At 74.3% G+C, this 20,569-nt stretch carries 19 protein-coding genes; 8 read left to right on the forward strand and 11 right to left on the reverse strand.

Going from position 1 to position 20,569, the window contains the following annotated elements; genetic code table 11:
• Positions 1 to 4: 4 nt before the first annotated feature.
• From ACH54P_RS08315 to ACH54P_RS08330, 4 genes are read right to left on the reverse strand one after another with little or no spacing between them, the layout of a single operon-like run.
• Entirely contained in the window at positions 5 to 2,257 is a 2,253-nt protein-coding gene (locus ACH54P_RS08315) for an FtsX-like permease family protein (protein ID WP_489911752.1), read from the reverse strand.
• Positions 2,254 to 2,934, reverse strand: coding sequence for an ABC transporter ATP-binding protein (locus tag ACH54P_RS08320; protein WP_489911753.1), 681 nt, complete (start codon positions 2,932 to 2,934; stop codon positions 2,254 to 2,256). The genes ACH54P_RS08315 and ACH54P_RS08320 overlap by 4 nt, the downstream gene beginning before the upstream one ends.
• A complete protein-coding gene (locus tag ACH54P_RS08325; RefSeq protein WP_489911754.1) occupies positions 2,931 to 3,452 on the reverse strand; it encodes a PadR family transcriptional regulator in 522 nt (173 codons plus the stop codon). Before ACH54P_RS08325 ends, ACH54P_RS08320 begins: the two co-directional genes overlap by 4 nt.
• A 21-nt stretch (positions 3,453 to 3,473) precedes the next feature.
• Positions 3,474 to 4,352, reverse strand: a complete 879-nt coding sequence (locus ACH54P_RS08330; RefSeq protein ID WP_489911755.1) for an NmrA family NAD(P)-binding protein — start codon at positions 4,350 to 4,352, stop codon at positions 3,474 to 3,476.
• An 80-nt stretch (positions 4,353 to 4,432) separates the two neighbouring features.
• Here ACH54P_RS08330 and ACH54P_RS08335 point away from each other — a divergent pair, with 80 nt between their 5' ends.
• Positions 4,433 to 5,092, forward strand: coding sequence for a TetR/AcrR family transcriptional regulator (locus ACH54P_RS08335; RefSeq protein ID WP_489911756.1), 660 nt, complete (start codon positions 4,433 to 4,435; stop codon positions 5,090 to 5,092).
• Positions 5,093 to 5,223: 131 nt separating this feature from the next.
• Here the strand turns inward: ACH54P_RS08335 and ACH54P_RS08340 are convergent, their stop codons facing one another.
• Positions 5,224 to 6,225 carry a zinc-binding alcohol dehydrogenase family protein gene (locus tag ACH54P_RS08340; RefSeq protein ID WP_489916361.1) on the reverse strand — a complete coding sequence of 334 codons (1,002 nt, stop codon included), beginning with the start codon at positions 6,223 to 6,225 and terminating at the stop codon, positions 5,224 to 5,226.
• 210 nt (positions 6,226 to 6,435) lie between these two features.
• On the opposite strand from ACH54P_RS08340, the gene ACH54P_RS08345 reads away from it, so the two are divergent.
• On the forward strand, positions 6,436 to 8,736 hold the full coding sequence (locus ACH54P_RS08345) for a PQQ-dependent sugar dehydrogenase (protein WP_489911757.1): 2,301 nt from the start codon (positions 6,436 to 6,438) through the stop codon (positions 8,734 to 8,736).
• Positions 8,737 to 8,767: 31 nt separating this feature from the next.
• Here ACH54P_RS08345 and ACH54P_RS08350 read toward each other — a convergent pair whose 3' ends face one another.
• Complete coding sequence (locus ACH54P_RS08350) at positions 8,768 to 10,069, reverse strand: sigma-70 family RNA polymerase sigma factor (RefSeq protein WP_489911758.1); 1,302 nt, start codon at positions 10,067 to 10,069, stop codon at positions 8,768 to 8,770.
• A 321-nt stretch (positions 10,070 to 10,390) separates the two neighbouring features.
• Between ACH54P_RS08350 and ACH54P_RS08355 the strand changes: the two genes are divergently transcribed.
• Both ACH54P_RS08355 and fadD8 read left to right on the forward strand, forming a co-directional pair.
• Entirely contained in the window at positions 10,391 to 11,785 is a 1,395-nt protein-coding gene (locus ACH54P_RS08355) for an alpha/beta hydrolase domain-containing protein (protein ID WP_489911759.1), read from the forward strand.
• Positions 11,786 to 12,105: 320 nt separating this feature from the next.
• Positions 12,106 to 13,725, forward strand: coding sequence for a fatty-acid--CoA ligase FadD8 (gene fadD8, locus ACH54P_RS08360; protein ID WP_489911761.1), 1,620 nt, complete (start codon positions 12,106 to 12,108; stop codon positions 13,723 to 13,725).
• 162 nt (positions 13,726 to 13,887) lie between these two features.
• Here the strand turns inward: fadD8 and ACH54P_RS08365 are convergent, their stop codons facing one another.
• Positions 13,888 to 14,757, reverse strand: coding sequence for an RNA polymerase sigma-70 factor (locus ACH54P_RS08365; RefSeq protein WP_489911763.1), 870 nt, complete (start codon positions 14,755 to 14,757; stop codon positions 13,888 to 13,890).
• 28 nt (positions 14,758 to 14,785) lie between these two features.
• The gene (locus tag ACH54P_RS08370) at positions 14,786 to 15,202 is read right to left on the reverse strand and encodes a cupin domain-containing protein (protein WP_489911764.1); all 417 of its coding nucleotides are present in this window, start codon (positions 15,200 to 15,202) and stop codon (positions 14,786 to 14,788) included.
• A 128-nt stretch (positions 15,203 to 15,330) separates the two neighbouring features.
• Here ACH54P_RS08370 and ACH54P_RS08375 point away from each other — a divergent pair, with 128 nt between their 5' ends.
• The 3 genes from ACH54P_RS08375 to ACH54P_RS08385 are packed head-to-tail and all read left to right on the forward strand — an operon-like array spanning position 15,331 to position 17,193.
• On the forward strand, positions 15,331 to 15,930 hold the full coding sequence (locus ACH54P_RS08375) for a sigma-70 family RNA polymerase sigma factor family protein (protein WP_489911765.1): 600 nt from the start codon (positions 15,331 to 15,333) through the stop codon (positions 15,928 to 15,930).
• Positions 15,931 to 15,983: 53 nt separating this feature from the next.
• Positions 15,984 to 16,736 carry an SDR family oxidoreductase gene (locus ACH54P_RS08380; RefSeq protein WP_489911766.1) on the forward strand — a complete coding sequence of 251 codons (753 nt, stop codon included), beginning with the start codon at positions 15,984 to 15,986 and terminating at the stop codon, positions 16,734 to 16,736.
• Positions 16,737 to 16,779: 43 nt separating this feature from the next.
• Positions 16,780 to 17,193: an Ohr family peroxiredoxin gene (locus tag ACH54P_RS08385; protein ID WP_489911767.1), complete on the forward strand. Its 414-nt coding sequence runs from the start codon at positions 16,780 to 16,782 to the stop codon at positions 17,191 to 17,193.
• Positions 17,194 to 17,280: 87 nt separating this feature from the next.
• Here ACH54P_RS08385 and ACH54P_RS08390 read toward each other — a convergent pair whose 3' ends face one another.
• From ACH54P_RS08390 to ACH54P_RS08400, 3 genes are all read right to left on the reverse strand, one after another.
• Positions 17,281 to 18,123, reverse strand: coding sequence for a peptidase associated/transthyretin-like domain-containing protein (locus tag ACH54P_RS08390; protein WP_489911768.1), 843 nt, complete (start codon positions 18,121 to 18,123; stop codon positions 17,281 to 17,283).
• A 116-nt stretch (positions 18,124 to 18,239) separates the two neighbouring features.
• On the reverse strand, positions 18,240 to 18,836 hold the full coding sequence (locus ACH54P_RS08395; protein WP_489911769.1) for a CGNR zinc finger domain-containing protein: 597 nt from the start codon (positions 18,834 to 18,836) through the stop codon (positions 18,240 to 18,242).
• Positions 18,837 to 18,838: 2 nt separating this feature from the next.
• Positions 18,839 to 19,978 (reverse strand): MFS transporter, encoded by a 1,140-nt coding sequence (locus tag ACH54P_RS08400; RefSeq protein WP_489911770.1) that lies wholly within the window; start codon positions 19,976 to 19,978, stop codon positions 18,839 to 18,841.
• 196 nt (positions 19,979 to 20,174) lie between these two features.
• On the opposite strand from ACH54P_RS08400, the gene ACH54P_RS08405 reads away from it, so the two are divergent.
• The gene (locus tag ACH54P_RS08405; RefSeq protein ID WP_489911771.1) at positions 20,175 to 20,564 is read left to right on the forward strand and encodes a nuclear transport factor 2 family protein; all 390 of its coding nucleotides are present in this window, start codon (positions 20,175 to 20,177) and stop codon (positions 20,562 to 20,564) included.
• Positions 20,565 to 20,569: the final 5 nt, after the last annotated feature.

Raw genomic sequence — 20,569 nt, forward strand, 5'->3', positions numbered from 1 at the left:
CGGGTCACTCCTCCCGCAGGTGCTCCAGGCTCGCCGTCCGCCAGAGCGCCGGCAGCGTCGCCGCCGTGACGACCAGCACCGCGGCCGCCGCGGTCGCCGCCAGGAGCGCGATCGCCGGGACGTCGACCACCATCGGGCGGTGCACCACCAGGGTGAGCAGCAGCCAGTCGAGGCCGAGGCCGGCGAGCACGGCGACGACCACCGCCACCGCCACCGGGATCGCCAGCTGCCACAGCAGGGACCGGGCGAGCACGCCGCGGCCGACGCCGTTCGCCACGAGCGTGGCCAGGCTGCGCCGCCGTTCGCGCAGCTGCTCCCACGCCGCGATCAGCAGGCTGCCCGCGGCGAAGAGCAGGACCAGGATCGAGCCCACCGACAGCACCCGGGTGATCAGCGAGTAGGTGCCGTCGCGTTCCGTCCCCAGCGAGTAGACGGTGCCGTTCCAGCCCACCAGGTTCCGGACCCGCTCCACCAGGTCCGGCGTGGCGGCGGGGATCGTCGTGGCCGAAGCCAGCCCGACGCTCGTGGCCGTGGCCAGTGCCGCCGGGGTGACGAGCAGCGACGACGGCGCGTCCTGCGCCCGGGGCACCCGGTGGAAGCCGGTCGCCGGGATCGTCCACTGTGGAGGGAGCGCCGGGTCGGCGCGCCGCGCGCCGCCGAACCAGACCCGGTCACCCGGCGCGGGCCGGTAGGTGCCGGGCTCCGGGGTACCCGCCGCGTACACGTCGCCGTCGCGGCAGTCCGCCAGCGCGGCGCGTGAGCGCAGCTCGCCGCAGCTCCCGAAGACGACCTGGGTCTGCTCCCCCGCCGCGTTCTCCAGGCGGCCGAGGGTGCGCACCGGCACGTCGCCCACCCCGGGCAGCGCGCGGAGGGCGGCGGTGAACGCCTGGGTGTCCGCGAGGCTCGTGGCGACGAAGGTCGCCAGCACCCGCGCATCCCGCGCCGGCGGCTGTTCGCTCTCGGCGCGGGCGTAAACGCCCTGCAGCGCAATGGATCCGGCCAGCACCACGGCGATCCCGCTGACCAGGCGCGCCGCCGTCGCGCTGTCCAGCTGGAGCCGGCGGACGGCGAGCAGCCACGCGGGCGAGCCGCCACGGAGGACACCCGCGACGCGCTCGACCAGCCACGGCAGCACCACCGGAACGGCCGCGAGCACGAGCACCACGCCGGCGACCACGGCGGGCTCCTGGCCGTCTTCGGCGCCCGGCCGGCTGATCAGCAACGCCCCGCCGGCGACCGCGGGCAGCAGGCGCCACCACAGCTTCCGCCGCGCCGGCGTCCCGCGCCGCACGACCCCGAGCGGCTCGATGACGACCCGCCGCAGCGCGAAGAAGGCCGCCGCGCACGCCAGCAGCGGCAGCGCCAGCAACGCCGGGACGCCGAGGCGCCAGTCGGGCACGACGTCGGTGCCGAAGATGCCGCCGCGGACGGCCGACACGGTGATCCGCGGGACGAGCACGCGCACGAGCAGGAACAGCGCCACGCCCAGCACGACCCCGGCGGAGGAGCCGAGCACGGCCTCACCGGCGGCGATCCGGCGCACCTGGCCGCGGTCCGCGCCGACCAGCCGCAACGCGGCGAGCCGCCGGTCACGGGACGCCGCGGCGAGCCGGGTGCTGGTGACGATGAAGACGAACACGGGGACGAGGCAGGTCGTCGCCCCGACCACGACCAGCAGCAGCTCGAGCGGGTCGAGGGCGCGCCGGGCGGGCGCGCCGCCGAACCCGCTCACCGCGGCCGCTTCCGGCTGCCCGGCGACGGAACCGGAGCCGAGGTAGAAGAAGAGCTCGTTCGGTCCGGTCAGCCCGGCCTCGCCGATGGTGCCGATCACCCGCTGCGGGAACCGCGGGCGCAGCTGCTCCCCCTCCGGCGACCGCAGGAGCGCGGCGAGGGCCGGGGACAGCACCCCTTCGCCCGGTCCCGGCAGCCGGTCGACGCCCGGCGCGGCCGGCAGCCGCGGGCCGGTGGGCTGCACCAGGTAGCCCTGCAGCCCGCGGCCGCGGAACTCGCCTTCCCGCCGGACGACGGACACCGGGTCCACCCCCGCTACGGCCCCGGCGACGGGCGTGCGCGCGGCGGCCCGGTTGTCGCGGGCGTCGAGGATGTGCGGCAGCGACGTGGCGGTGAGCAGGACGACGACGCCGAGCCCGACTCCGGCCGCGGTGAGGCCGAGCCGGACCAGCGCCGTCCGCGCCCCGCCCCCGCCGAGCGCGAGGCGCACGCCCAACGCGAAGTCGGCCGTCCACCGCCGGATCACCGGGCCACCTCGCGCGTCCGGCCGTCACGCACGACGACTTCGCGGTCGGAGTACGCCGCCACCCGCGCTTCGTGCGTCACCAGCACCACCGCCGTGTCCCGCTCGCGGGCCGCGGTGGTCAGCAGCCGCATCACCTGCTCGCCGTTGAGCGAGTCCAGGGCACCCGTCGGCTCGTCGGCGAAGACGACGCGCGGGCGGGTCACCAGCGCGCGGGCCACCGCCACCCGCTGCCCCTGCCCGCCGGACACCTCCCCCGGCCGCTTGCCCGCCACGTCGTCGAGGTCGAGCTCCGCCAGCATCCGCCGGGCCCGCTGCGCCGCCGCCCGCCCGCGCTCCCCGTTCAGCCGCAGCGGCAACGCCACGTTCTCCAGGCAGGTCAGCTCCGGGACCAGCCGGCCGAACTGGAAGACGAACCCGAAGTCGGTGCGGCGCAGGGCCGACCGCGCGCGGTCGGACAGGGCGGCGAGGTCCGCGGACCCGTAGCGGACCGTGCCGGCGTCGGGCCGGACGATCCCGGCCAGGCAGTGCAGCAGGGTCGACTTGCCCGCCCCGGACGGCCCCATCAGCGCCACGATCTCGCCCGCGCGCACCCCGAGGCTCGCGCACTCCAGCGCCTCCGTCGGCCCGTACGCCTTCCGGACCTGCGCCGCCTCCAGAAGTACCTCCGGGGCGGTCACGAGATCTCCTTCGCCAGCTGGTCCAGCCGGGCCGCGGTCAGCTCGAGCCACCGGAGATCGGCATCCAGGTGGAACAGCGCGTGGTCGCAGATCAGCTGGTCGACGAGGTCGCCCGCGGTCTTGCGGCGGGTCAGCTCGCGCATGGCGTCCAGGTGGGCCGCCCGCTGGACGTCGAGGACCTCGGCAGCGGCCCGGCCGGACAGCAGGGCGAGCACCACCTTCGTGTAGAGCGTGTTGTGCAGGTAGGCGTCGGGCTTCTCCGGGGTCGCCAGCCAGCTGCCGACGTCGGCGACCCCGGCGTCGGTGATCGCGTAGCGCTTCCGCTCGGGGCCGCCGTCCACCTCGACGCCGTCGGCCTCGACGAGGCCCTGCTTCAGGAGCCGGGCCAGGGTCGAATAGACCTGGCCGTAGTGGACGCGGCGGTCGTGCCCGAACCGGTCGTCATAGGCGCGTTTCAGGTCGTATCCGTGCCGGGGTCCGTTCTCCAGCAGCCCGAGCAGGGTGAGTCCGATCGACATGCGGGTGACTGTACACGGGGTTTATACACCGCGTTCATAGTGATCATCGACCGCTTCCGCGAGGACCGTCCGGAGCGGCGTGGCCGGACGTCCCAGGAGGAGTTCGAGCTCCGGCCCGGCGGCGGCGAACTCGCCGCGCCGGGCGGCGTGGAACATGCCGAGCAGCAGGCCGGCCCGGTCGGCGGGCACGCCGTGCCCGGTCAGGGTGGCCACCCACTCGTCGTCGTCGGCGACGACGCGCCGGACGGGGCGTCCGGCGAGGTCGGTGAGCAGCCGGGCGACGTCGTCGAGGTCGAGTGCGACGGGCGCGGTCAGCGGCGGGGTCGGCCCGTCGAACCGGCCCTCGTCGGCGAGGATCACCGCCGCCGCTTCGGCGAGGTCGGCGTGCGCCGTCCACGACACGGGCCCGTCGGCCGGCGCCACCAGCTCCCCGGTCCGCAGGGCCTGCCCCAGCAGGAGCGGGACCGTACTGGCGTAGAAACCGTTGCGCAGCGCGGTGAACGGCGACCCCGTCGCCGCCAGCCGGCGCTCGGTCGCGGCGTGGTCGGGCATGGGCGCGAAGAGGGAGTCCTCGGCGGCGGCCTGGTGACTGGTGTAGAGAACGCGCTTCGCGCCCGCCTCCCGCGCGGCTTCGATCGCGGCGGCGTGGCGGGAAATCGCCACCTCCCCCGTCTCGTCCGTCGAGACGACGAGCACCTGCGTCGCCCCTTCGAACGCCTCAGCGAGGGAGCGCGGGTCGGCGAAGTCGCCCCGCCGCACGCGCACCCCGCGGGCGGCGAGCGCGGCCGCGCGGCCGGGATCCCGGACGCTGACCCCGACCTCGCCGGCCGGAACCCGCCGCAGCAGCTGGTCGACGATCTGGGAGCCGAGCCGGCCGGTTCCCCCCGTGATGACGATCATGGTGCACCCTTTCGGTTGTCTAACGTCGATAATAACCACGTTAACACCATCGATAGCAAGTGTGCGTTATCATCGAAACCATGAAGAGCCGGACCGAGACGCGGGCGAACATCGTCGAGACGGCGGCGCGGCTCCTCGCCGAGCAGGGTGCGGCCGCGGTCACGATCCGCGCGGTCGCCCAGGCGGCCGACGTGCAGGCGCCGGCGATCTACCGGTTCTTCGAGGACAAGGACGCGCTGCTCGACGCCGTCGCCGAGCACGTCTTCACCGGCTACGTCACCGGGAAGGCCCTCGACCGGGGCACCGGCGACCCGGTCGCGGATCTCCGGATGGGCTGGGACGCGCACCTCGCCTTCGGCCTCGCCAACCCGGCGCTGTTCGGCCTCCTGGTCACGCCCGGCCGGAGCTCACCGGCGGCGGAAGCCGGGTTGGCGGTCCTGCGCGCCCGGGTGCACCGCATCGCCGAGACCGGCCAGCTCCGCGTCCCCGAACGGCGGGCCGTCGAACTGGTGCACGCCGCCGGCACCGGCGCGGTGCTCACGCTGCTGGCGAGCCCGCCGGAGGACCGCGACCCCGGCCTCGCCGACGCGCTGCGGGAAGCGGTGCTGCGCGAGATCCTCACGGACGCGGAAGCGGTTCCCGCGGACGGCACGACGGACTTCGCCGGCTTGGCCCCGAAACTGACCGGCGCCGAGCGCGCGCTGCTGGCCGAGTGGCGGGACCGCCCCGCCGGGCGGTAGCTCGTCAGCCCGCCCGCAGCACCGCCGCGCCGTTCACGCCATCCGCGGCGATCCGCCAACGCCCGGTCAGCCGCGCCAAGGCGCAGGCTCACGCACGGAGTGGCCGCACAGCGCCGCCCGGCGGTAGCCCCTCAGCCCGCCCGCAGCACCGCCGCGCCGTTCACGCGGTCCCCAGCCAGATCCGCCAACGCCCGGTCAGCCGCGTCCAACGCGTAGGGCATCGTGCTCACGCTCAACCGGTGCCCGCCGGCGAACGAGAGGAACTCGCGTGCCCCGGCCCGCGTGTTCGCCGTGACACTGCGCACCTGGCGCTCCTGGAACAGGTGCCGCTGGTAGTTCAGCTGCGGCACGTCGGACAGGTGGATGCCCGCGATGGCCAGCGTCCCGCCGCGGTCGAGCGCCTCCAGCGCCGGCGGCACCAGCTCGCCCACGGGCGCGAAGAGGATCGCCGAGTCCAGGGGTTCGGGTGGCGGCTCGGTGGCCTCCCCGGCCGAGGCCGCGCCCAGGGCCAGTGCCAGCTCGCGGGCTTCGGCGCTGCGGGTCATGACGTGCACCGTGGCGCCGCGGGCGATCGCCACCTGGGCCGTCAGGTGCGCGCTCCCGCCGAACCCGTAGATCCCCAGCCGTCCTCCGCCGGGCAGCTCCGCCCGCACCAGGGCGTGGTAGCCGATCAGCCCGGCGCACAACAGCGGCGCCAGCTCGTCGTCGGAATACCCCTCGGGCAACGCCAGTGCGTACGCGGCCGGGACCACCGCGAACTCCGCGTACCCGCCGTCGGCGTCCCAGCCCGTGTAGCGCGACTCCGGGCACAGGTTCTCCCGCCCGCGCACGCAGTACCGGCACCGCCCGCACGTCTCCCGCAGCCAGGCGATCCCCACCCGGTCCCCGGGCGCGAACCCGGGGACGTCCCCGCCGGCCGCGACGACCTCGCCGACCACCTCGTGCCCCGGCGTCACGCCCGGCCGGTGGACCGGCAGGTCACCCTCGGCGACGTGCAGGTCCGTCCGGCACACCCCGCACACCAGCACCCGCACCAGCAGCTCCCCCGCCCCGGGCCGCGGCACCGGGACCCGCGCCCACTCGAGCGGGCCCGAAGCCATCGGCCCCGGGCGGACGACGCGCCAGGCGTTCATGGTCACGGGCGGCCTCCTCGCTCACGGACATCCGGTCCAGGATGGCCGCCCGGCGGGACCGGATCAACCAGCGCCCGTAAGTTATTTCCCCCCAACGGGAATCGGCCGTTCGTGCGCATCTTTGGGTGCGGTGTAACAACTTTCGGACTTCTCGCGCCATAGGGGACAGCGTTCGCGCTTGTCCGGTCCCCGGCGCACCAGGAGTTCGTGATGGGTTCTCGTCGCTTCATGGTTCCGCGAAGATCAAGACGCGCACTGGCCGCGGGGGTGGTCGCGCCGCTCGTCGGCGCCCTCGCCGTGGCCGTCGCCGCCGCCGCACCCGCCGCCGCCGTGCCCACCGGGTTCGCCGACACGGTCGCGATCGGCGGCCTGAGCTCGCCGACGGCCGCGGCGTTCGCCCCCGACGGGCGGGTGTTCGTCGCCGAGAAGAGCGGCCTGGTCAAGGTCTTCGACTCCCTCGCCGACCCGACGGCGACCGTGTTCGCCGACCTGCGCACCCCGACCCAGGACTTCTGGGACCGCGGCCTGCTCGGGCTGGCCGTCGACCCCGGCTTCCCGGCCCGGCCCTACGTCTACGTCTCCTACACGCTCGACGCGCTGCCGGGCGGGACCGCGCCGCAGTGGGGCGACACCTGCCCGACCCCGCCGGGCGCGACCGACCAGGGCTGCGTCGTGACGGGCCGCGTCTCCCAGCTGACCATGGGTTCGGCCGGCACCGCGGTCAGCGAGAAACCGCTGGTCACCGGCTGGTGCCAGCAGTTCCCCAGCCATTCGGTCGGCGCCCTGGCCTTCGGCCCGGACGGCGCCCTGTACGCGGGCGGCGGTGACGGCGCCAGCTTCAACTTCGCCGACTACGGCCAGGTCGGGAACCCGTGCGCCGACCCGCCTTCGCCCGCCGGGACCAACCTCGCCCCGCCCACGGCCGAAGGGGGCGCGCTGCGTTCGCAGTCGCCGCGCCGCGCGGCCGGGCAGCCCGTGCTGCTCAACGGCGCCCTGCTGCGCATCGACCCGGACACCGGCGCCGGCCTGCCCGGCAACCCGTTCGCGAGCAGCGCCGACGCCAACGCCCGGCGCGTGATCGCCTACGGTTCGCGCAACCAGTTCCGGTTCGGGTTCCGGCCGGGGACCGGCGAGCTGTGGGCCGGGGACGTCGGCTGGAACACCTGGGAAGAGATCAACCGCGTCACCGACGTCGGCGGCGTGGCGGAGAACTTCGGCTGGCCCTGCTTCGAAGGCAGCGCCCGGCAGGCCGGCTACGACGGCGCCAACCTCGACCGCTGCGAATCCCTGTACTCCGCCGGCGGCCAGACCGCGCCGTACTACGCCTACAACCACAGCGCCAAGGTCGTGGCGAGCGACCCGTGTCCCACCGGCGGTTCCTCGATCAGCGGGATCGCGTTCGAATCGGGCAGCAACTACCCGGCCGAGTACGCCGGGGCGCTGTTCTTCGCCGACTCCTCGCGCGGCTGCATCTGGGCGATGCGGACCGTCGGCGGTCAGCCCAGCCCGAGCAGCCTGGTGCCGTTCGTGACGGGTGTCAACGTACCCGTGCAGGTCCTCACCGGGCCGGGCGGCGACCTGTTCTACGTCGCGCTGGGCAGCGGCGAGCTCCGCCGCGTGAGCTACCCCGGCGGCACCAACCGGCCGCCGGTCGCGGTGGCCACGGCGACGCCCGCCGGCGGACCGGCGCCGCTGACCGTCCAGTTCGACGGCACCGGCTCCACCGATCCGGACGCCGGCGACGTGCTGTCCTACGCCTGGGACCTCGACGCCGACGGCGCGTACGACGATTCGGCGGCACCGCGGCCCACCTGGACCTACGCCACCGCGGCGGCCGTCGACGCCGGCCTGCGGGTCACGGACTCCCACGGCGCGACGGCGACCACGACAGTCCGGGTGACCATCGGGACCCCGGCCGGGCTGGACCCGGTCCCGGTCATCGACGCGCCCGACGCCGCGCTGACCTGGTCGGTCGGGCAGACCGTGTCCTTCGCCGGCCGGGCGATCGACGCCCAGGACGGCCAGCTGCCGCCCTCGGCGCTGTCCTGGCGGCTCGCGATCCGGCACTGCGCGGCCAACGGCACCTGCCACACCCACAACGTCCAGGACTTCACGGGGGTCGCTTCGGGGTCGTTCGTCGCACCGGACCACGAGTACCCGTCGTACCTGCAGCTGACGCTGACCGCGACGGACTCGACGGGCCGCACCGGCACGAAGACGGTCGACCTGCAGCCGAAGACGGTGACGCTGAACTTCGCGTCCAACCCCAGCCAGGCGATGCTCACCGTAGGCGGGACCCAGCAGCGCACGCCGTTCTCCCGGACGGTGATCGTCGGGTCCGCCAACTCGATCAGCGCGAACAGCCCGCAGAACCTGCCGCCGCTCAACCTGAAGTACGCCTTCACCAGCTGGGCGCACGGCGGGGCGCGGACGCAGAACATCGTCGCGCCGCCGACTTCGGCGACGTACCAGGCGAACTACCGGCTCTGCTGGCTGCTGCAGCCCTGCTGAGCGGGTGACCCGGCCCCGCGCCGGGGCCGGGTCACCCCTCAGGTTGCTTCGTCTTCTCGGCCTTCTCCGACTCTTTCGCGGCTTTCGTCGACTCCTTCGCCGCTTGCTTCGACTCTTTCGCGGCTTGCTTCGACTCCTTCGCCGCTTGCTTGTCCTTCGTGGCTGTCCCGGGGCCCTGCGCGGCCCCGGACGCCCCGGACTCCCCGGCGGCGGCCGTCCCCTCGGGCGGAGCACCCGGGACCGACGTGAGCTGCGGGCCCGACGCGGTCGGTTGCTCCGCGCCGGACGACCCGGCGGGCCCCACCGGAGCCGCCGGGTCCCGCGTGCCGGGACCGGTCTGGACCGGTTGTGTCGTCGAGCCTTCCGCACCGGGCGGCGACGGCGCGTCGGCGGAGGTGCTCGCGCCGATGGTCACCGTCGTGACCAGGGCCGCGCCCGCGGCGGCGACCTTCACCGCCGTGGCCCACGACAGGGCGGACGCGCTCGTGCCGGTGGCCCCCGCGGCGGCGGCGCCCGAAGAGGCGAGCGACCCCGTCGTCGACAGCCACTGCGAGACGATCGGGACCCCGAGGATGAGCGGGGCGATGCCGGCGGGCAGTTCCTCGTTGAGCTGCCGGAGGCCGGAGGCCAGCTCACGGCAGTCCGCGCAGCGGTCCAGGTGGGTGGTGATCCGGTGCGCCTTGTGGTCGGAGATCCCGTCGCGCACCCAGCGGGCCAGCTGGGCGGAGACGATCCGGCAGTTGCGCCGCCCGGCGGCGGGGACGTGCTGGTCCAGGTAGGCCTGGCGCAGCCCCTCGCGGGCGCGGTAGGCCAGCGCGGCGACGCCGTTCGGCGTCATCCCGAGGTCCTCGGCGATCCGTGCGGGCGCCTCGCCCTCGATCTCGGTGCGCCACAGCACGGTCCGCCACCGTTCGGGGAGGCTAGCGAACGCGTCCGCGGCGACGGTGGCGTGCATCCGGTTGCCAACGCTGTCGTCACTCGCCGTGCCCGGCAGGACGTCCGGGACCTCGGCGACCAGGGAGACGGCGGAATCGCGCCGTCGCCAGCTGATCATCGTGTTCCGGATGGTCGTCAGCAGGTACGGCCGGAAATCCTCGTCCGGGCCCTCGCCGGAGCGCAGGATCCGCAGTACCCGGGTGAACCCCTCGGCGACCAGGTCGTCGCGCTCCGCCGCGTCGGCCGCGATCGCCGCGGCCACCCGCTTGGCGGCGACGAAGTGCCGGTCGTAGAGCTCGCCGTACGCCGCGATGTCGCCGCCGCGCACCGCTTCGATCAAGACCGCGTCGCTCGGGACGTCCGTCGTCCCGGCCACCGCCGGCGCCACCTCGGTCACCACACCCCCTCGCCCGTGCGCTTGCACGTGCAGAACGTCCCGCGATAGTCGCGCAACGAGTGACGCGGCGCAAGGTTGCGGGCCATAAAGGCGGTTTTCTTCCGTGTGAGTGACCGGGACCCGGGTTTTGTCAGGTCCCTGAGCACCCCGGCGTGCTTTCGGCCGGGTCCACCGGCACGCCGTTGCCTGGGCCCTGCGTGGCGAGTAGAGACGAAGGGCGGTGGCCGTCCCGGGAACGGCCACCGCGTCCGTTCATCCGTGTCCGATGTGGACGGTACCGGCCGCTCGCGCCGCCGTCCACCATCAGGAGGGTGTCCCCCCATGCGCAGAGCCCTGTGTCTCTTGCTGGCCGTGCTCCTGCCGGCCGTCGTGTTCACCGGAACGGCCCAGGCCGCGCCGGCCCCCACCGTGACGCCGATCCCCGCGAACGCCGGGAAGGGCTGGCCGGTCAGCGGCGCCCAAGGCGTCCTCGACCTGGCCTCCCGCGGGTACGTCGAGGAGGAGTACCTGCTGTCCGGCCAGGCCGACACGTACGCCCAGGTGGGCCTGTGGACCGACGACGGCCGCTGGGCCACGCGCGTCGACACCACCGGCAACCCCTACACCACCCGGCTGGTCGTCGTGCGGCCGCGCGACGCGGCCCGGTTCAACGGCACGGTCGTCGTCGAGTGGCTCAACGTCAGCTTCGGCGTCGACATCCCGGTGGACTTCTCGCAGTCGTACGAACACTTCGTCCGGGAGGGCTACGCCTACGTCGGCGTGACGACGCAGAAGGCCGGGGCCGACAAGCTGAAGAGCCTCGACCCGGCGCGGTACGGCGCGGTGAACCTCAGCGGCGACGCGCTCTCGTACGACGTGTTTTCGCAGGCCGCGCAGGCGGTCCGGGCGAACCCGCAGCTGCTGGGCGGCCGGGCGCCCGCCGTCGTGCTGGCCACCGGGCACTCGCAGTCCGCGCTGCGGCTGACCACGTACGCCAACGCGATCCAGCCGGTGCGCGACGTCTACGACGGCTTGATGATCCACGGCCGGGCGGCGCTGGCGGCCCCGATCGGCGACGGCGTCGTCGGGCCGCTGTCGGCCCGGATCCGCACCGATCTCGGCGTCCCGGTGTTCGTCCTGCAGTCGGAGACCGACGTCATCGCCTCCAACTCGGTGCGGCAGGACACGGCGCGGGTGCGCACGTGGGAGGTCGCCGGCACCGCGCACGCCGACCAGTACGGGCTGAACCTGTACAACGCGGCCAACGCCCGCGACAAGTCGATCAACAACGGCGCCCCGACGACGTGCGACAAGCCGGTCAACAGCATGACGTTCCGCTACGCGGAGAACGCGGCGTTCCAGCACCTGGACCGCTGGGCCCGGGGCGGCGCGGCCCCGCCGACGGCCCCGCCGATCTCGATGCTCCTCGGCCTGATCATCCGCCGGGACAGCGACCAGAACGCCCTCGGCGGCATCCGGCTGCCCGATCTGGAGGCCCCGGTGGCGGCCTACGCGCCGAACAACAGCGGCGGCAACGTGCCGGGAGCGTGCCTGCTCCTGGGCACGACGACGCCGTTGTCGTCCGCCCGGATCCGGCAGCTGTACCCGGACCACGCAACGTACGTCGCCAAGTTCACGGCGGCGGCGGACCGTGCCGTGCAGGCGGGCTACCTGCTGCGGCCGGACCGCGACGAAGCGGTGGCTCGAGCAGCGGCGGCACCGGTTCCGTCCATTTGAGACGGAGAGCCCGCTCCCGGGGTTCCCGGGGGCGGGCTCGTCGTCGGGGGTGCGGTCGTGTCGAGCGCGACGGCGGGATCGTGAAGTTCAGCGGCGACGGCCCACCGACGGCGCCGCGCCGCCCCAGGGCACCAGTGTCGCGAACGCCGTCACCGACGCCGCCGTCGGCCGGCAAGGGGCGCCGCTCAGGTCGGCGATGCCTGGCGAGCCTCGAGGTCGTCCCCGTCGAATGAAACCTGTTCCACTCCACATCCATGCGGACAACTCTTGCCAAGAGCGGGTATATTGCCGAAAACAGTAACGCGTTCTAGTCTGGCGCCGTGGAAGGGACCGGGATGGACGAGCAGGCGATGCGGTATCCGAACCACCTCGGCCACCTGGTCGTCTCCGCGCTGAAGCGGCACCGGGACAAGCCGGTCATGGTGCTGGGCGAGACCACGATGACCGGGGGCGGGACCGCCGAGCAGGTCAGCCAGTACGCCCAGTCCTTCGAGGCCCTCGGGGCGGGCACGGGCGCGTCCGTGGCGCTGCTGTCGCTGAACCGGCCCGAAGTCCTGCTCGTCATCGCCGCCGGGCAGCTGCAGGGCTCGCGGCGGACGGCCCTGCACCCGCTCGGCTCGCTCGACGACCACGCCTACATCCTCGGCGACGCCGGCATCACGACGCTGGTCGTCGACCCGGTGCCCGCCTTCGTCGAGCGCGCGCTCGGCCTGCTCGACAAGGTCCCGGGCCTGACCCAGGTGCTCACCATCGGGCCGGTGCCGGAGCCGCTGGCCCACGTCGGCAAGGACCTGACCGCGGCCGCCGCGGCCTTCGAGCCGCGGCCGCTGGTGCCCGTCGACCTCCCGCCGGACCACGTCGTCTCGATCACCTACACCGGCGGGACGACCGGCAAGCCCAAGGGCGTCATGGGCACCGCGCAGGCGATGGCGGCGATGACCCAGATCCAGCTCGCCGAGTGGGAGTGGCCCGAGGCGCCGAAGTTCCTCATCTGCACGCCGCTTTCGCACGCCGGCGCGGCGTTCTTCGCGCCGACGCTGCTCAAGGGCGGGTCGCTGGTCGTGCTGCCGAAGTTCGACCCCGCCGAGGTCCTGCGGGTGATCGAAGAACAGCGGATCACCGCGACCATGCTGGTGCCGACCATGCTCTACGCCCTGATGGACCACCCCGACTCGCGCACCCGCGACCTGTCGTCGCTGCAGACGGTCTACTACGGCGCCGCGTCGATCAACCCGGTCCGGCTGCGCGAGGCGATCGACCGGTTCGGGCCGATCTTCGCGCAGTACTACGGCCAGTCCGAGGCACCGATGGCGATCAGCTACCTCGCCAAGGGCGACCACGACGACGCACGGCTCTCCTCCTGCGGGCGGCCGTCGGCGTTCCTGCGCACGGCGTTGCTCGACGCCGAGGGCGCGCCGGTGCCGCCGGGCGAGCCCGGGGAGATCTGCGTGGCCGGCCCGCTGCTCGCCGGCGGGTACTGGAACCTGCCGGAGGTGACGGCGGAGACGTTCCGCGACGGCTGGCTGCACACCGGCGACGTCGCCCGCGAGGACGAGGACGGCTTCTGGTTCATCGTCGACCGCGTCAAGGACATGATCGTCACCGGCGGGTTCAACGTGTTCCCCCGCGAGGTCGAGGACGTCGTGGCCGAGCACCCGGCGGTCGCGCAGGTCGGCGTGATCGGCACCCCCGACGACAAGTGGGGCGAGGCCGTGACGGCGGTTGTCGTGCTGCGCGACGACAACGCCCGCGACGACGGCGCGATCGAGCGCCTGACCGCGGAGATCCAGGCGGCCGTGCGGGAGCGCAAGGGCCCGGTGCACGTGCCCAAGCAGGTGCTCGTGGCCGCGTCGCTGCCGATGACCGGGCTGGGCAAGCCGGACAAGAAGGCGTTGCGCGCCCGGTACGCCGGCCCGTCGCTCGTGCCGCGCCCCTCGTGAGGGCCTCCACCACCGCGCCCTCCGCAGCGGCCGCCGCACTGGTGCGCACGGCGCTCGGCCCGGTGGCGAGCTGCCGGTTCCCGCGGACCTCGGCCAGGCGACCTCGTGGGACGCCGACCGCGGCAATCGGGCGAGCGTCTTCGCCGGGCGGCCCGGCGGGGTTCAGGCGGCGACGGCGGCCCCGAGCTTGCCGGGGTTCATCTGCCAGAGCACCTGGTCGATGCCTTCGGCCGACGCGGTGACCGTCAGCACCGCGAACACCTCCTCGTCCCGCGAAAGCAGCACGGCGTGCGCGCCGTTCACCTGCGCCGGCGTCACCACCACGCCGTCCCAGAACCGGTTCGCGAAGGCCCGGACGTACTTCGCCACGGTTGTCGCGCCGCGCACCGGGATGCGCGAGGCCCGCGCCACGCCACCGCCGTCGGAGTAGCTGATCACGTCGGCCGCGAAGAGCTGCTCCAAAGTCGACAAGTCGCCCGCCTGGGCCGCGGCGACGAACGCGGTCAGCAGCTTGCGCTGTTCGGGCGGCGCGACGGGGGCGCGCCGCCCGGCCGCCAGGTGCTTGCGCGCCCGGCTGACCAGCTGGCGGGCCGCGACCTCGGTCGTCTGCACGATTTCGGCGATCTGGCGGTACGGGTAGTCGAACGCCTCGCGCAGCACGTAGGCCGCGCGCTCGGTCGGGGTGAGCTTCTCCAGCAGGAGCAGCACGGCGAGCTCCAGCGCGGCCCCCCGTTCGGCGCCCAGCTGGGGATCGGCCGAGGTGTCCACCGGTTCGGGCAGCCACGGGCCGACGTAGGTCTCGTGGCGCGCGCGGGCCGTGCGGGTCGCGTTGATCGCCAGCCGCGTGGTTGTCGTGGCGAGGTAGGCGGCCGGGGTGGTCACGACCGACCGGTCGCACGTCTGCCAGCGCAGCCACACCTCCTGCAGGAGGTCCTCGGCGTCGGCGGCGCTGCCCAGCATCCGGTAGGCGATGCCGAAGAGCCGGGGCCGCACCGCGTCGAAGACCGCGGCCGCGTCGTCGAGATCCTCCATGGGTGCGGTTCCCTCCCGGCTCCGGGTTTCACGGTCGCGGCGCTCGCCGGTCGCGGCGCCGCTCCAGCTCTTCCGCGCCGACCGGCACGAGCATCGGCTGCCCGGGCACGCAGAACATCGTCACCACGAACGCGGATTCGGCGTCGGCGAGGTGGTTGCCGTCCTGGTAGTGGATCACGTCCCCGCCCGGTTCCCAAAACGCCTCCCCCGCCTTGACGACCCGCTCGGGCTCGCCTTCCAGCTCGAAGACGATCTCGCCACGGAGGACGTAGCCGTAGGCCGGGCCCGAGTGCCGGTGCGGCGGCGCGCCCGGGCTGCCCGGCGGCAGCGTCACGAGGATCGTCATGGCTTCGGCGTTTTCGTGGATCTGCGGCGCGCCCGGCACGGTCGCGACGACGTCCAGCCGCGGCGGCGGTCCCGAGGCGTAGCGGTCGTCAATGGTCACGGTGTCCTCCTCGATCGGTCTGTCCCGAGTCAGGACAAGGCAGGACCCGCGGATGTGACACCGGCGCCGTGCGGGCCGCGTCACAGCGGAGCGGGCTGCCTTGTCCTGAAGGGCGAGAGGAGCCCGCCATGGTCGATGCCACGCTGGCCGAGCTGCTGGCCGAACGCCGACACCTCCAGGACGTCGCCACCTGGCTCGCCGGGTCCGGGGCCGGCCGGGCCGTCGACGAGGCGTACCGGAGCTGGTACGCCCTCGGCACCGCCGAACGCGCCGCCGTCGCGTCGCCGACCGGCTGGCTGACCCGGGCGACGGGACGCCGCTGCGTCCGGTGGCTCGCCGATCCCCCGCCACCGCGGGCCGCGCCGTCCGACGAGGTCGCGCACCGGTTCCGCGCCGCCTGCGCGGACGGCTCCGCCACCGAGCTGGGTGCGCTCCTCGCGCCCGGCGTCACCGCCTGGTTCGACGGCGGCGGAAGGCTGCGCACCGCCGAGCGGCCGGTGCACGGGCGCGCCGCCGTCACCGCGGCCGTCCTGACGCTCCTGGGCGGCACGCACCTGCACGAACGGTCCATCAACGGCGGCCCCGGTCTCGTGGCGGAGGTGGACGGCCAGGTGGGCGCGGTCGTCCTCTGGCGGACCCGCGATCGGGTGATCACCGACCTCTGGCTGGTGCTCAATCCCGCCAAGCTGCGGAGCCTTGTCACGAACGGACCCGCTGCCTTGTCCTAGTGGGTGCGCAGCCATCCCGGGCCGGCCGGGGGCGCCAAGCGGAAGGAACGGACATGTTGGTCGTCGTCATCGGCGGAACCGGTCTGATCGGCACGAACCTCGTCGCCCGGCTGACCGAGCACGGTCACGAGGCGGTGCCCGCCGCCCCCAGCACCGGGGTGAACACCCTGACCGGCGAAGGGCTCAAGGAAGTGCTGCGGGGTGCGGACGTCGTGGTCGACGTGTCGAACTCGCCGTCGTTCGCCGACGACGACGTGATGGCCTTCTTCCGCACCTCGACCGGCAACCTCGTCGACGCCGCGAAGGAAGCGGGCGTCGGGCACTACGTCGCGCTGTCGGTGGTGGGCACGGACCGGCAGCCGGACGTCGGCTACTTCCGCGCCAAGGTGGCGCAGGAGCGGCTGATCACCGAGTCGGGCCTGCCGTTCTCGATCGTGCGCGCCACCCAGTTCTTCGAATTCGCCGGCGGGATCGCGGACACCTCGACCACCGACGGCGTCGTGCGGCTGCCGGGCGCCGGCGTGCAGCCGATGGCGGCCGCCGAGGTGTCCGCGGCCGTCGGCCGGACCGCGGCCGGCCGGCCGGTCGGCGGCATCACCGAAGTCGCCGGCCCGGAGGTGTTCGGCCTCGACGAGTGGGTGCGCACCGTGCTGACCGCGCGCTCCGACCCGCGCCAGGTCGTCACCGACCCCGAGGCGCCGTACTTCGGCGCGGTGCCCGGGCCGGAGGACCTCCTGCCCGGGCCGGGCGCGCACCTGGCGGAGACCACCCTGTCCGCCTGGCTGGCCCGCGACACCCGGTCGTGACCGGCGCCCGGCGCCACCCGTGCGCGCGGGGAAAGGCGGCTCCGTGCGGGAGTTCACCGCCCTCTACACCACCACGGTGACAGTGGCCGGCGGTCCGCTCGCGCACGGCCGGGTGTCCGGCCGTGCGCGAGCCGCCGACGGCGACCTGCGGCTGGACCTCCGGCTCCCCGGCGACCTCGGCGGAACCGGGGCCGGCACCAACCCCGAGCAGCTGTTCGCGGCCGGGTACGCCGCGTCCTTCCACGCGACGCTGAGCGTGCTCGCCCGCGACGCCGGCCTCGACCCGGCCGGGTTGACGGTCTCGGCGACGGTGGCGGTCGGCCGCGACCCGGCCGGTCCCGGCCACCTGCTGCGCGCCGGCGTCACCGTGACGTGGCCGGGTGTCGACGAGGCGCCACGGCTGACCGAGAAGGCGAAAACCCTGTGCCCGTACACGAAACTGGTCGGCGGAGGGTGATCCGGGCCCGCGGGGTCAGGGCGGGACGCGAAGGCCCCCGGTCGGTGACGTGGTTCCCGGACACCTCACAACCGGAGGCCTTCACCCTCAGACCCCGTCGTGGTCGGGGTCGGCGTTCAGCACGATGCAGCCGACGTACCCGTCGCGGGACCTGGTGACCTTCAGCAGCATGCCCGGCTCGTAGATCGAGTCGTCGTCGTTGAAGGTGTCGCGGCCGGTGCGCTGCGCGTACGGCTCGGTGGCCAGCACCGCCGCGTTGAGCTGCTCGTCGAACATCAGCTGCGTGGTCAGCGTTTTTTCGTTGCCCACGTGCACCATCACGTGGACGTGGATGGTGCGGCCGCGGTACCAGCCCGGCCAGATCGTGGTGAACTCGACGATCCCGCGCTGGTTGGTGACCTGGGCGCCGCGCAGGTACCGCTGGTCGTCGGTGGGGATCAGGTCGCTGTCGCCGCCGGGCGGCGGGCCGCCGGTGGGCGGGGTCCCCGTCGGCGGTTCGCCCGTGGGTGGCGTCCCGCCGCCGCCGCCGGACGCCGCTTCCGCGCCCGAGTACAGGCCGCCCGCGTCGCAGTGCCAGATCTCGACGACCGCGTGCGGGATCGGCTTGCACGTCTCGCTGTCCTGCACCTGCAGCGCGAGCCGCAGCTTCGTCCCCGGCTTGTCCTCGCGGATGTCGCTCCGGATCTTGTCGGCGTCGAAGTAGTACGGCCCCTGCGTGGTGGTGGCGGTGAGGGTGCAGGTGCGCGCGCCGGCGAACAGGGCCGTGAGATCGGCGTCGGTGACCGCTTGCAGCGCCACGGTTTCCCCGGTGGACGTCGTCACCGCCCTTCGGCCCGCGCACGCGGTGACGAGCGCGCCCAAGCCGACCGAGCTCACCCCGGCGAGCACCCTGCGCCTGCTGACGCGCTGCCCCTCGTGATCGTGTCCCATGCCAGTCCTTCCGCAGTTCGGTAAGGGCCGGTTGACTTCCGCTTGACCCGGCCGTGGGCCAGCGTGGCGACCGCGGCTGTGCCAGGCCTGTGGCAGAGCTGTGCGTCGTCGAGCGGTCACGGGCGGTCGCCGTGGCGGCGGGCCTTCTCCCAGCTGCCGCAGGCCCGCATGCTGCACCAGCGGCGCAGCCCGTTCTTGCTGGTGTCGTAGAAGAGCCAGCCACAGCTGCCTTCGTGGCCCGGGCACTTCCGGATGCGGCCGAAGTCCGCCGTGAGCGCCGCTTCCGCCGCGGAGCGGGCGATCGGCCAGAGCAGGGCGTCGAGGCCGGTGCTCGCGGCCCAGCTCCAGTCGAGGCCGCCGGGGGTCGGGACGAGCTCGGCGTGGGCCATCGCTTCGGCGTACGCGTGCTGGACGTCGGCGAGCGCCGCCGCGGGCGGGTCCTCGCCGTCGGCGATCGCGGCGAACACCGCGTGGATCGCTTCGCGCAGGGCGACGGCGCGGGCGAGCGTTTCGGCGGCCGCGGCCGGGTGCCGTTCGACGCGCCGCCGGAGCAGCCGGGCGCGGTTGCCGCCGATCGTCCCCGCCCGTTCGCACCAATCGACGAGGTCCGCGGGCTCGCCGAGGTGGTCGTGGGCCGCCTTGCCCGGCCGCGACCGGCGGGGCCCGACGGTGTTGGCGAAGTCGAGGCAGACCAGCCCGCCGATGAGGTCCACGGTCACTCCTCTCGCGGTCGTGCCGCGATGCTCACGAGCGCGAGCACCGCGGTGAGCGCGAACGCCACCGGCAGGCCGGCCCGGTCGGCGACGAAGCCGAACGCCGCCGGCCCGAGCGCCGCGCCGAGGGTGTTGAACACGATCACCACGCTGAAGCCCCGCGTCGGGTGGTCGGCGAAGAGGGCGGAACTCCACAGCGGCAGCAGCGCGCCCCCGACCATGAACCCGGCACCGTAGAGCACACCGGCGACGACGGCGAAGCCCCAGCCGGACACGCCGAACAGCGCACTCGCGCCGGCGAGCACCAGCTGGGCGGCCACGTACACGCGGCGCAGCCCCGCCCGCCGGACTAACGCGCCCGTGGCCAGCCCGGCGGCCCCGGCGACGCCGATGAGCGTCCACAGCAGCGGGGCGCTCCCCCGGCCGCCGGCGGCCAGCCCGGCGAACGACCAGCAGGCCGCCCCGACCAGGCCGGAGGAGACGGACGCGACGAGCAGCCGTCCGACGCCGGGCCGGGAGAACAGCTTCGCGGGCCCGCCGGCGACCGCCCGGGCCGCGGCGGGGAGCACCCGCAGGTTCCACGCCGTCACGGCCACCGCCACGGCCGCGAAGGCGATCCAGACGGCCCGCCAGCCCGGCCCGGGCACCAGCAGCGCCGCCACCCCGGCGACGGCGGCGCCGAACGTCGTCCCGGTGCTGATCATCGCCAGCGCGTGCCGCCGGCCCGCCGGGCGGACTTCGTCCTCGACGACGTCGGAGTACGGCGCCCACACCCAGCACGGCGACATCCCGGCGACGACGACCCCGGCGGCGAACAGGGCCGGGCCGCGGGCCAGCGCGATCATCAGCATCCCGGCCGCCGCCGCGCCGACCCCGGCCGCGACCGGCCAGCGGGCGCCGAGCCGGCCGGACGTCCAGGCGACCACGCCGAGGGCGGCCAGGCCGCCGAGGTAGCCGGCGCTGGTGACGGCGCCGAGCACCCCGGCGGAGCCGCCGAACTCGGCCTGGAACCGCGGCAGGAACAGGCCGTAGCCGTAGCGGGCGAAGCCGAAGCAGACGGCGAGGGTGGCCAGGCCGGGGAGGCCGATCCGCCACGCCCCGGTCGTCCGGGTCTCGTGCTCGAGCGGTGTCGTCGCACTCATGTCGTCCGGCTACCCGGGCGCGGAGGTGGTAAACCGGCTATCGGGCTTTTACCGGATTTCCACTGGTGCCAGCCCTAGACAGCTCACTCGTCGGACCTCATTCCGGCAAAGCGCCCTTTGCCGGACTAGCCAAGCCGAGGCGGTGGGACGTAGGCTGCCCGGGTACTCAACTAATTGACTAGGTGCGAGGTGGGCGATGAGCGGTTTCCGCAAGGCGGTCGAGGCGCGCGATCCCGACGCCATGGCCGCGGCGCTGGCGGAGAACGTGGTGTTCCGGAGCCCGGTCGCGTTCCGGCCGTACCCGGGGAAGGCGATCACGGCCGCGATCCTGCGCGGCGTGCTGCGGGTCTTCGAAGACTTCCGTTACGTGCGGGAGCTGACCGGCGGCGAAGGCCGGGACCACGCCCTCGTCTTCGAGGCCCGGATCGGGGACGTGCGCGTCGAGGGCTGCGACTTCCTGCACCTGGACGACGACGGCCTGATCGACGAGTTCACGGTGATGGTCCGCCCGCTGTCGGCCGCGCAGGCGCTGTCCGGGGCGATGGCCGCGCAGTTCGAGCAGATCCAGCGCGAAGCAGTCAACTAGTTGAG

The organism is Amycolatopsis sp. N2S4-7 (assembly GCF_058119595.1).

Excerpts from the sequence above, each read along its gene's own strand:
- ACH54P_RS08325 (WP_489911754.1), bottom strand. The coding sequence starts at position 3,452 with ATGTCGATCGGACTCACCCTGCTCGGGCTGCTGGAGAACGGACCCCGG.
- ACH54P_RS08330 (WP_489911755.1), bottom strand. The coding sequence starts at position 4,352 with ATGATCGTCATCACGGGGGGAACCGGCCGGCTCGGCTCCCAGATCGTC.
- ACH54P_RS08335 (WP_489911756.1), top strand. The coding sequence starts at position 4,433 with ATGAAGAGCCGGACCGAGACGCGGGCGAACATCGTCGAGACGGCGGCG.
- ACH54P_RS08340 (WP_489916361.1), bottom strand. The coding sequence starts at position 6,225 with ATGAACGCCTGGCGCGTCGTCCGCCCGGGGCCGATGGCTTCGGGCCCG.
- ACH54P_RS08345 (WP_489911757.1), top strand. The coding sequence starts at position 6,436 with ATGGGTTCTCGTCGCTTCATGGTTCCGCGAAGATCAAGACGCGCACTG.
- ACH54P_RS08355 (WP_489911759.1), top strand. The coding sequence starts at position 10,391 with ATGCGCAGAGCCCTGTGTCTCTTGCTGGCCGTGCTCCTGCCGGCCGTC.
- ACH54P_RS08365 (WP_489911763.1), bottom strand. The coding sequence starts at position 14,757 with ATGGAGGATCTCGACGACGCGGCCGCGGTCTTCGACGCGGTGCGGCCC.
- ACH54P_RS08375 (WP_489911765.1), top strand. The coding sequence starts at position 15,331 with ATGGTCGATGCCACGCTGGCCGAGCTGCTGGCCGAACGCCGACACCTC.
- ACH54P_RS08380 (WP_489911766.1), top strand. The coding sequence starts at position 15,984 with ATGTTGGTCGTCGTCATCGGCGGAACCGGTCTGATCGGCACGAACCTC.
- ACH54P_RS08390 (WP_489911768.1), bottom strand. The coding sequence starts at position 18,123 with ATGGGACACGATCACGAGGGGCAGCGCGTCAGCAGGCGCAGGGTGCTC.
- ACH54P_RS08400 (WP_489911770.1), bottom strand. The coding sequence starts at position 19,978 with ATGAGTGCGACGACACCGCTCGAGCACGAGACCCGGACGACCGGGGCG.
- ACH54P_RS08405 (WP_489911771.1), top strand. The coding sequence starts at position 20,175 with ATGAGCGGTTTCCGCAAGGCGGTCGAGGCGCGCGATCCCGACGCCATG.